Genomic DNA, 10642 nt, shown 5'->3' with positions numbered 1-10642 from the left:
CCCTCTCCTCCGGCTTGTGGCATCGACTCAATAATGTATATACATAAATCCGAACGCGGAAGATTGTCCAGACGGGATGAAGCGATGGCGCTTTGGTGCGAACAGGCATGGCTGGCGGAGGGCTGGGCGGAGAATGTCCGGCTGACGATCGTCGACGGCCATATCGGTGCGATCGAGGTGGCGGCGCCGCCGCAGCCGAGCGACGACCGGCACGCTATCCTGATCCCCGGTCTGCCCAATTTGCACAGCCATGCCCTTCAGCGCGGCATGGCGGGCCTCGCCGAGCGCGCGGGCGAAGGCGACGACAGTTTCTGGACCTGGCGCGAGGTCATGTATCGCTTCGTCGATCGCCTCGATCCCGACGGTATGCGCGCGATAGCGGCGCTCGCTTATGCCGAAATGCTGGAGAGCGGCTTTACCCGTGTCGGCGAATTTCATTATCTGCATCAATCGCCTGACGGCCGGCCCTATGGCGATGTCGCGGCGATGGCACAGGCGATTGCGGCGGCGGCCGATGAAACGGGGATCGCGCTGACCCTGCTTCCCGTCTTCTATGCCCATTCGGGGTTCGGCGGCGCGGCGCCCACTGCGGCGCAGCGGCGCTTCGTCAACGACCTCGACAGCTATGCCGCATTGATCGAGGCGTCGCGTGCCGCGGTTGCGGGACTGGGTGATGCCATCGTCGGCGTCGCGCCGCACAGCCTGCGCGCGGCGACCGCCAGCGAACTGACCGCTGTTGCAGCAATGGCGGCCGGCGCGCCGGTGCATATCCATATCGCCGAACAGATGGCCGAGGTCGAGGCGTGCCAAGCCTGGAGCGGCGCCCGGCCTGTCGAATGGCTGATGGGAAACGCCGATGTCGGCGCCGACTGGTGCCTCGTTCACGCGACGCATGTCACCGAAGCCGAATGGCGCGCGATCGCGCAGAGCGGGGCCGTCGTCGGGCTGTGTCCGATCACCGAGGCCAATCTTGGCGACGGTCTGTTCCCGGCACGCGAGTTTCTGGCGGGCGGTGGCCGCTTCGGGGTCGGCTCGGATTCCAATGTCGAGATCGACGCAGCGGCCGAACTGCGCCTGCTCGAATATGGTCAGCGGCTGGCGCATCGCGGCCGCAATCTGCTCGCGGGCGGTGCGGGGCGTTCGACCGGCGCCGCGCTCCACCAGGCGGCGCAGGCGGGCGGGAGACAGGCACTGGGACAGGCGGGGCACGGCATTGCGACCGGCGCGGCGGCCGATCTTGTCAGCCTGACTGCGGCCGACCCCGCGCTCGCCGCGCGGCGCGGCGATGCGATCCTCGACAGCTGGATCTTCGGGCGAGGCGGCCGCCTGGTCGACTGCGTCTGGCGCCGCGGCGTCCAATGCGTCGCGGGCGGCCGCCATGTTGCGCGCGCGGCGATCGACGCGCGCTATCGGGACGCGATGCAGGCGCTGCTCGCATGAAGCAGAGCGGCGCTCTCCATGCGCAGATCCGCCGCGATATCGAGGCGCGGATCATGTCGGGCGAATGGAAGCCCGGCGACCGCATCCCCTATGAACATCAATTGATGGCGACCTATGGCTGTTCGCGGATGACCGTGAACCGGGCGCTGCGCGCCTTGGTCGAGGCGGGACTGATCGAAAGCCGCAAGCGCGCCGGCACTTTCGTTTCGCATCCGCGTATTCATCGCGCCGCGCTCGAAATCCCCGACATCCGCGACGAAGTGGCGCAGCAGGGCGAGGATTATCGGCTCGACCTCGACCGCCGGGAGATCCGCCCCGCGAACGAGGAGGATCGGCGCCTGCTTCAGATCGACGGCGGGTCGGTGCTCGCGATCGAGTGCCGCCACCATGCCGGCGGGCGGCCCTATGCGCTCGAGAGGCGCCTTATCAATCTGGCGGCAGTGCCCGGCGCGGCCGAGGTCGATTTCGCGGTCGAGCCGCCGGGATCGTGGCTGCTCGCGCATGTTCCCTGGACCGAGGCCGAGCATCGCATCACCGCGGTCAATGCCGGGGCGAAGGAACTGGTCGCGCTCGGCATCGCGGCGGGCGCGGCCTGCATGGCGCTCGAACGCTGGACGTGGCGCGGCGCCGAGCGCATCACCTATGCGCGGCAGGTCTATCCGGGCGACCGCTACGCGCTTGTCGCGCATTTTCGGCCCTGAAGAGGAATGGTCATGGATTTTTCGCGTCTCGAAACCAGCAGCAAGATCGGCGACGGCTGGCGTTATCCGGCGGCGGAGCCGCGGCGCAGCGGCTGGCTGGACGTCGATGCCGAGGCGGGGCACCGCATCTATTGGGAGGAATATGGCGCCGCGGGCGGCGAGCCGGTGATGGTTCTTCACGGCGGGCCGGGCGGCGCCTGCTCGCCCGAGATGGCGCGCTTTTTCGATCCGGCGCGCTATCGCATCATTCTGTTCGACCAGCGCGGCTGCGGCAAGAGCGAGCCCAATGTCGCCGACGCCGGCCCCGCCGCGGCGCTGCGCCACAATGATACGCCGCACCTGATCGACGACATCAACCGGCTGCGCGACGCGCTGGATATCGCAGGGCCGATGCATGTGTTCGGGGGCAGCTGGGGCAGCACGCTCGCGATGGCCTATGCCATCGCCTTTCCGCAGCATTGCGCCAGCCTGATCCTGCGCGGCATCTTTCTGGGATCGGCCGAGGATCTTGACTATCTGTATCAGGGCAATGCTGCGACCTGGCACGAGGCGCCCTATGCGCTGACCGCGCCCGGTGCCTATATCAATTATCCCGACGAATGGGCCGAACTGCTCGGCGTGCTGTCGGTCGCCGAACGGCGCGATGTGATGGCGTCGTACAAGGCGATCTTCGACATGGTGCCGCAGACCGACGCCGAACGCGAGCGGCAGCTGCATGCCGCGCTCGTCTGGTCGCTGTGGGAAGGGACGATCTCCAACCTGATTCCCGAACGTGGTGCGACCGGCAAGTTCGGCGATGCCGACTTCGCGCTATGCTTTGCGCAGATCGAGGCGCATTTCTTTGCAAACGACCTGTTTCTGGAACCCGGTCATCTGATCGGCGGCGCGTCTACGCTCGCGTCCATCCCCGTGCATATCGTCCACGGCCGCTTCGATGAGGTGTGTCCGCTGACGCAGGCGTCGCGGCTGGTCGCGGCGCTGCGCGACGCGGGGCGCGAGCCCGCCACTTACGTCGTCACCAATGCGGGACACAGCGCGATGGAGCGCGAAAATGCGCTCGCGCTGACCGCGATCATGGACGGATTGCCGCCGCTGCGCTGAATTATGTCGACAGCAGCGCGAGGATGACGCCGCCGACAACCAGCAGCAGCCCCAGCGTCTCGTGCCAGCGGACGGGCTCGCGCAGATAGAAATGCGCAAAGGCGATGGTGAACACCACCTCGACTTGCCCGACGACGCGGACCAGTGCCGCGGGGGCGGCGGCGAAGCCGGTGTACCAGCACGCCGATCCGAGCGCCGATAGCAGCCCGACCTGCGCCGAGGAGCGCCACGTCCGGCCGACCGCGGCGAGCGTTTCGCGGTCGCGCGCGATGATCCACGCAAGATGCAGCGCGCTCTGCATCGCCATCACCACGACGAGGGTGACGAGCGCCGATCCCACCGTATCGACGCCCTGCAGCTCGGCGGTGGCAAGCTTTATCGCGACGGCGGCGCAGGCGAACATCGACCCCGCGCCGAGCCCGAACAACGCGGCCGGCTGACCGAGCGAGCCCGCAATTTCGCGCAGCGTCAGCCCGCGTCCCGCAAGCGCGAGGATCAGTACCCCGGCGACCCCTGCAACGATCCCCGCCCAGGCAAGCAGCGGCAGCTGTTCGCCGAGGAACAGCGCGGTGACGAGCGCCGCCTGCACCGCTTCGGTCTTGGAGAAGGCGGTGCCGACGACGAAGCCGCGGTGGCCGAAGGCGGTGATGAGCAGGATCGTCCCCGCCATCTGGGTCACCGCGCCGACCGCTGACAGGCCGGCGAAGGCGAGGCCGAGCGCTGGCAGCGCCGCATGGCGCGCGCCGAGCCAGGCGACCGCAAAGGCGAACGCAAAGGGCAGGCCGTAGAGATAGCGCACCAGCCCCGCGCCGCTGACGCTCAGTTCGGCGCGCAGCCGCTGCTGCAGCGCAGTGCGCCACGCCTGAAAGAGCCCGCCGAACAGCGAGGCGGGAAGCCAGATGGGGTTCATGCGGCGGCGGCGTCAGGCGGGCTGATTATACATCTCCGTCGGCCCCGGATATTCGCGGCCGTCATCTTCGCCCACCTCGCGTGCGACCAGCGCGTTGACCATCTTGTTGAGCCGCAGCACATTCGCCTTCTGCTTGGGATCGTACGCCAGATTGACGATCTCGCCCGGGTCGGCGTGGGTGTCGTATAGCTCGAGATCGTTCATTGCGGCCAGCGTCTTCCAGTCGGTCGGCGTGTGATGATGCGCCGGCGCGAAATAGCGCGCGAATTTGTAGCGGCCGTCATGGACGCCGCGGTGCAGGCGGCGCTTCGACAGATCATATTGCTTGCTGTAATCGGGTTCGCCGCTTGGCAGCTTGGCGGCGCGGTCCTTGGTCGGCTCCCAATAATGGACGACCGCGTAGTTGAAGAGGTGGCCCGTCTTGTCGCGCTGCGTCGGCAGCGTCGGCGATCCGAGCAGCGCCGACACATCCACTCCCGGCAGGCCGGGGAAACGGTTCTGCTGTTCGTCGGTGGACAGGCCGGCGAGCGTCATCAGCGTCGGGGCGATATCGATCGCGCCCATCAGTCCCTTGGTCGACCGCCCGCCGGGGAAATCGGGGTGGGCGATGATCATCGGGATATTGGTTTCCTCGCGGTACATGGTCGCGCCCTTCTGGCGCATCCCGTGCGCGGCGGCGCGCTCGCCATGGTCGCTGGTATAGATGATGATCGTATTGTCGATCTGGCCGCTTTCCTTGAGCGCCCAGAGCAACTGGCCGAGCCGCCGATCGACGTCGCGCAGGCAGTTATAGTAATAATTGTTGAAGCGGTGCCACGAGGCGAGATCGTCGTGCGCCATCTTGCCGTAGAAAACGTCGTTCAGCCGGACGATCGCGCGATGCGCCTCGGGCTTCGTCGACAGATCGTCCCTGCTGAAGCTTTCGGGCAGGTCGAACTTGTTGTCGACCTCGTAGATCGGATCGCCGGGTTCGCGGCGCAGCGGCCCCAATATGTTCGGATCGGGGCGGCTTTCGGCCTGCTTGCCCGTCGCGTCATAGAACATGATGTCGTGCGGATTGACCAGACCGACGACCTGGAACCACGGCTTGCCGCCAGCCTTGTCGTTGCGTGCATAATCGAAGATCGCGCGCGCCGCGTCGCCCGCAACATACATGTCGGCCTTGTAGCCGTCCCATGTCAGCCCGACTTCCTCGCCATCGAAGCCGTAATCGTGGAAGCCGTATTTCTCCATGGCATTTTCGGTCGTCGGATAGATGCCGCCTGGAATCCGAGTCCAGTTGCGCTCGTAATTGATCCGGCTGAGGTGCCATTTGCCCTTGTAGCTGGTGTAATAGCCCGCCGCCTGCATCATGTGGCCGAGCGTCGGCATGGTTTCCGCCGCCACCGGATAGGGGGCGTTGTCGCTGTTGAGGAACAGGCCCGTCTGCTGCGTATGGTGCGCCTGAAAGATCGTCGAGCGCGACGGGGTGCAGGGGGTCGTGTGCACATGATAATTTTCGACGAGCATCCCGCGTTCCATCAGTTCGCGGTGCGCGGGGAGCTTTTCGAGCAGGCCCTCGGGATAGCTGGCGACGCTCTGTTCCTGATCGGTGACGATCATCAGGACGTTGAGCTTCTTGCCGTTCTTCGCATAGGTCGGCATTGCGAGGCCTGCGGCGGCGAGTGCCCCCATTCCCCCGACGAACGTGCGGCGGTTCACATCCCAAGCCATCTCAATCTCCCTTGGCCAGCAGTCCCGAAACGCGATCCGCGGCGCTTCGGCAAGGAAGCGCCGCGGACGGATTGCGTCAGAATTTTAACGACAGGTCCACCCCGAATTCGCGCGGCGGCTGATAGAATTGCGAGATCGGGGTCGCGCCGGCGTTGGTGGCGCCCGAAATCACTTCCTGATCGGTCAGGTTGGTGCCGTAGAGCGTCACCTTCCATTTGTCGTCCTGTCCCGCGACCGCGATGCTGGCGTTGAGCAGCACCACCTCGTCACGGTAATAGCCGTCAAGGTTGCTGCGGCCCCAGGTGTTGAAGCGCGACGAATAGCGCGCGTCGCTGTGCAGCTTGATCTCGCCGAACGCCATCGGAATGGTGTAATCGACCGACAGGCTGCCGCTCCATTTGGGCGCATTGGCGAGGTCGAGGCCGCTCGAATCGGTCGGGACGGCGAAGGTGCCGTTCGGCACCCCGTTGATCAGGATCGGCACCGCCGGTCCGCACTGGCCGGGTTCGGGTGCGCCGTTGGTGAAGACCCCGTTCGTATCCGCGCAGAAATCGGTGTAGCGCGCATGCAGATAGGCAAGGTTCGCGCCGATGGTGAAATTGGGGGCGGGGCGCAGCAGCGTTTCGATTTCGAAGCCCGATATTTTGGCGGCCGCGATGTTGGTCGTGATATTCTCCGCCCGTACCGCGCCCATCTTCGTCACCGAGCTTTGCAGATCGCGATACTTGTTGATGAAGCCCGACACGTTGAAGCGTAGCAACCGGTCGAACAAGTCGGTCTTGGCGCCGATTTCGAACGCGTTGACGCGTTCGGGGTTATAGGGACCGATATTTTCGGGGATCGTCCCGCGCGAGTTGAAACCGCCCGATTTATACCCCTGCGAATAGTTGGCGTAGACCATGGCGGCGGGCGAGAAGCGATATTCGGCGGTCAGGCGCGGCGTGAATTCGGCCCATGACGCCTTCAGGCTGCTCGTGAAGGACGAAGCCTGGTTGCCGTTGACGAACACCTGCGAGGCGATGTCATATTTCTTGCGGTCGTGGCTGTAGCGCCCGCCAAGCGACAGCGTCAGCCCCTCGACCGGATGCGCGTTGACGAGCGCGAACATCGCATAGCTCTGCGTGTCCTGATGAAGCTGGGCGAGCGTCGTCGTGGTCGGGGTGGCGAGCACCGTGTTGAACTGACGCCATTTGTCGGCCTGATAATAGAGGCCGACGACGAAATCGACGGGCTCGCCGGCCGGCGACACGTAGCGCAGCTCTGCGCTTTTGGATTCGCCCGAAAAGTCGCGGGTCACGTCGAGCTGCGGGGCGGGATTGATCAGCCCGTCGAAGTCGCCGCGGGTGATATAGGTGAGGTGACGATAGCCCAGAACCGAACTGATCGTGCCCCAGCCCACGTCGAGGTTCGACGACCAGGATCCGCCATAGCTTTCGGTATTTGCATAGGGATCGAACAGCACCGCCGCTTTGCGCACGTCGGTCTTCACCGCGTCGGGCAGCAGATCCCAATTGGGATCGCCATTGTCGAGGACGTGCGGCGCCGGACCGGTCGTCTTTTGCTTCAGCCAATCGACGACCAGCGTCGAATCGAACGGCCCGCCATGGTCATAGTTGAGCGCGCCGCGCACCGCCTTCACATTGGCGCCGTTGAGGCGGTTGCCGGTGATGACGTTGCGGCTGTAGCCGTCATAGTCGCGGAAATTGACCGAGATTTTGGCGGCCAGCGCGCCATCGGCGAAGCGGCCGCTGTTGAGCTTGCCGCGGAACTGCTTGAGCCCGTAGGATCCCAGGCTGACGCGCGCTTCGCCGCCGAAATCGTCGGTAGGGCGCGCGGTAATGACGTTGATCGTGCCGGCGAGGTTGTTCTTGCCGAACAGCACGCCCTGCGGCCCCTTGAGCACCTCGATCCGTTCGACGTCGAACAGGTCGAGCATCGTGCTCGACACGAAGGGAATATAGACGCCGTCGATGATCGTGCTGACCTTCGGATCGGCGTTGGGATCGGGATCGGCGGTGCTCATGCCGCGGATCGAGATCATCGGCACATTGGCGACGAGGCCCTGCGTCTGCAGAACCACATTGGGCGCCAGGCCGTTGAGGCTGGTGATGTTGGTGCTGCCGCTCGCTTCGACCATCTCGGCATTGAAAGCCGAAATCGCGATCGGGACATTCTGCACGCTTTCGCTGCGGCGCTGCGCGGTGACGACGATGTCGCCATAGCTATTGTCTTCGGCGCCGGTGGCGACTTCCTCCGCCGCGGCGGTTTCGCCGGTCTGGGCATGCGCCGCCGTTGGTGCGGTGCCAAGCGCGACCATGGCGGTCGAAAGCAGGAACAAGCGCGTCGTCATCATATCCTCCCACATGATGGCCGCATCGATCCGCTCCCGCACGCGCCAGCGCGGCGGAAATGCGGGTTCGCATCCGGCCTTGTCAGTCCATGAAACGGGGTGATGCTGTGGCAGGCTGCCCATTTTGCCGCCGGCGCCGGGCATCGTCTTGTGCCCGATTATCGTGCCGGTGGAGCGACTCTATCCTCCGTTCCCACCGCATGCTTAGCAGGACTGAAAAATACTTCAACTACTAAGTATTGTGATTTTGTGACAGGCTGGCCCCACGCAAAACCGCTTGATTCGACATGCTTGCTCGCCATATAAGTTAGAATCCTAAGTAAATGGCAGCAGTGAGAATCTGCTCGGCGGGGAGCAAGGACAGGGTGACGTCTTTCGAAAATCCGGGCGCGGTGCAGGCGCCGAATCGATGACCGGCCCGCGCACGCTCTACGACAAGATATGGGACGCGCACGCCGTTGCCGAGGACGATGGTGAAACCCTGCTCTATGTCGATCTGCACCTGTTGCACGAAGTGACGTCGCCGCAGGCCTTCTCCGCGCTCGAGGAGGCGGGGCGGGGGGTCCGCCGGCCCGAGCGGGCGCTCGCGCTGTCGGATCATAATGTCCCGACCGAAGGACAGGCCGCCGGGCCCGCCGGAGTGGCCGATATCGAAGCGCGCGCGCAGCTCGAGGCGCTGGTCAGCAACACGGCGCGGCACGGCATCGAGAATTTCGCCATGGGAGACCCGCGCGGTGGCATCGTCCATGTCGTCGGCCCCGAACAGGGGCGCTCGCAGCCCGGCATGACGATCGTGTGCGGCGACAGCCACACATCGACGCACGGCGCGTTCGGCGCGCTCGCCTTCGGCATCGGCACCTCCGAAGTCGAACATGTGCTGGCGACGCAGACGATCCGCCAGCGCCGTTCGCGCAACATGCGGATCACCGTCGATGGCGTGCTGCGTCCGCATGTCCAGGCAAAGGATCTGGCGCTGCATCTGCTCGCGGCGATCGGCGTCGACGGGGCGACGGGTCATGTCATCGAATATGCGGGCAGCGCGATCGGGGCGCTGTCGATGGAAGCGCGGATGACGCTGTGCAATCTCAGCATCGAAATGGGCGCGCGCGCCGGACTGATCGCGCCCGACGACACGACCTTCGCCTATCTCGCGGATCGGCCGGCGGTGCCGAAGGGCGATGCCTGGACCGCGGCGCTGGCGCGCTGGCGTGCCTTGCCGACCGATGCCGGGGCCGCCTTCGACCGCGAATTGCGCATCGATGCCGACGCGGTCGCACCGATGGTCAGCTGGGGCACCAATCCGTCGCAGGTGATTGCGATCGACGGCGTCGTCCCCGATCCCGCTTGCCTGGCCGATCCCGACGCGCGCGCGGTTGCCGAGCGCGCGCTCGCCTATATGGGCCTGACGCCGGACCGCCCGATCGCCGGGACGCCGATTGATCGCGTCTTCATCGGAAGCTGTACCAACAGCCGCATCGAAGATCTGCGCGTCGTCGCGGCGGTGGTCGAGGGACGCCGGGTCGCAGACCATGTGCGCGCCATGGTCGTGCCGGGGTCGGGGCTGGTCAAACGACAGGCCGAGGCGGAAGGGATCGACCGCATCCTGCGCGCAGCGGGCTTCGACTGGCGCGAGCCCGGCTGTTCGATGTGCGTCGGGATGAACGCGGACCGCCTTTTGCCTGGCGAACGCTGCGCGGCGACGTCGAACCGCAATTTCGAGAATAGGCAGGGGCGCGGCGGCCGCACCCATCTGATGAGCCCCGCGCTCGCGGCGGCGAGCGCGATTGCCGGTTGCATCGCCGATCCGGCGATCCTGACCGATGAAGGATCGGGCTAGGCCGCCGTTTCGAAGCGGGTGATCGCGGCCTCGTGCCGCAAGGTGCGCGCGATGTCGTCGCGTCCGTCCAGCAGCGTGCGGCGATCGTCGGGGTCGATGGCAAAATCGATGCCTTCACCCGACGCCAGCGTGAGACGCTGCTCGACGAGGTCGACGGTCATCGGCGCGAATTGCGCGAGCGCGACCTCGTCGCGGAGCCGGTCGCAGATTGCGGCGGGCAGCCGGATCAGCAGCAGGCCGTTTTTGCGCGCATTGTTCGAAAAAATATCGCCGAAGCTCGGCGCGATCACGCAGCGGATGCCGAAGTCGCGGAGTGCCCACACCGCATGTTCGCGCGACGAGCCGCAGCCGAAATTGCGGTCGGCGATCAATATCTGCGCGCCGCGGGTTGCGCCGCGGTTCAGGACGAAATCCTCACGCTCCACGCCATCGGGCGTGTAGCGCAATTCCTGGAACAGATGCCGCCCCAGTCCGGTTCGCGACAAGGCTTTCATGAAGCGCGCCGGAATGACCATGTCGGTATCGAGGTTGGCGATCGGCAGCGGCGCCGCCACGGCAGTCAGCCGGTCGAACATCCGATTATCCTTTCC

The 10642-nt window shown here is 65.7% G+C and carries 8 protein-coding genes; 4 read left to right on the top strand and 4 right to left on the bottom strand.

Annotation, left to right across the window (positions count from 1 at the left end):
* The first annotated feature begins 84 nt into the window (after positions 1–84).
* Genes ATE59_RS11650 through ATE59_RS11640 form a run of 3 tightly spaced genes read left to right on the top strand, consistent with a single transcriptional unit; the run spans position 85 to position 3242 of the window.
* Positions 85–1440 carry a formimidoylglutamate deiminase gene (locus tag ATE59_RS11650; protein WP_058812539.1) on the top strand — a complete coding sequence of 452 codons (1356 nt, stop codon included), beginning with the start codon at positions 85–87 and terminating at the stop codon, positions 1438–1440.
* Positions 1437–2141: a histidine utilization repressor gene (gene hutC, locus ATE59_RS11645; RefSeq protein ID WP_058812538.1), complete on the top strand. Its 705-nt coding sequence runs from the start codon at positions 1437–1439 to the stop codon at positions 2139–2141. The genes ATE59_RS11650 and hutC overlap by 4 nt, the downstream gene beginning before the upstream one ends.
* Before the next feature lie 12 nt (positions 2142–2153).
* Positions 2154–3242: an alpha/beta fold hydrolase gene (locus ATE59_RS11640; RefSeq protein ID WP_058812573.1), complete on the top strand. Its 1089-nt coding sequence runs from the start codon at positions 2154–2156 to the stop codon at positions 3240–3242.
* Between the two features lies 1 nt (position 3243).
* Here ATE59_RS11640 and ATE59_RS11635 read toward each other — a convergent pair whose 3' ends face one another.
* The 3 genes from ATE59_RS11635 to ATE59_RS11625 form a co-directional block, all read right to left on the bottom strand.
* The gene (locus ATE59_RS11635) at positions 3244–4152 is read right to left on the bottom strand and encodes an EamA family transporter (protein ID WP_058812537.1); all 909 of its coding nucleotides are present in this window, start codon (positions 4150–4152) and stop codon (positions 3244–3246) included.
* A 12-nt stretch (positions 4153–4164) separates the two neighbouring features.
* On the bottom strand, positions 4165–5865 hold the full coding sequence (locus ATE59_RS11630) for a sulfatase-like hydrolase/transferase (protein ID WP_058812536.1): 1701 nt from the start codon (positions 5863–5865) through the stop codon (positions 4165–4167).
* Between the two features lie 76 nt (positions 5866–5941).
* Positions 5942–8218: a TonB-dependent receptor gene (locus ATE59_RS11625; RefSeq protein ID WP_197409167.1), complete on the bottom strand. Its 2277-nt coding sequence runs from the start codon at positions 8216–8218 to the stop codon at positions 5942–5944.
* A 406-nt stretch (positions 8219–8624) separates the two neighbouring features.
* Here ATE59_RS11625 and leuC point away from each other — a divergent pair, with 406 nt between their 5' ends.
* On the top strand, positions 8625–10052 hold the full coding sequence (leuC, locus tag ATE59_RS11620; protein WP_058812534.1) for a 3-isopropylmalate dehydratase large subunit: 1428 nt from the start codon (positions 8625–8627) through the stop codon (positions 10050–10052).
* Here leuC and leuD read toward each other — a convergent pair.
* Positions 10049–10627, bottom strand: a complete 579-nt coding sequence (leuD, locus tag ATE59_RS11615) for a 3-isopropylmalate dehydratase small subunit (RefSeq protein WP_058812533.1) — start codon at positions 10625–10627, stop codon at positions 10049–10051. The two genes, leuC and leuD, sit on opposite strands and share 4 nt — an antisense overlap.
* Positions 10628–10642 lie beyond the last annotated feature (15 nt).

Origin of the sequence: Sphingopyxis sp. A083 (genome assembly GCF_001468495.1) — a bacterium.
Classification (GTDB): Bacteria; Pseudomonadota; Alphaproteobacteria; order Sphingomonadales; family Sphingomonadaceae; genus Sphingopyxis; species Sphingopyxis terrae.
The sequence above is the reverse complement of the archived record's forward strand: the minus strand, read 5'-3'. Positions and strand labels throughout refer to the sequence as shown.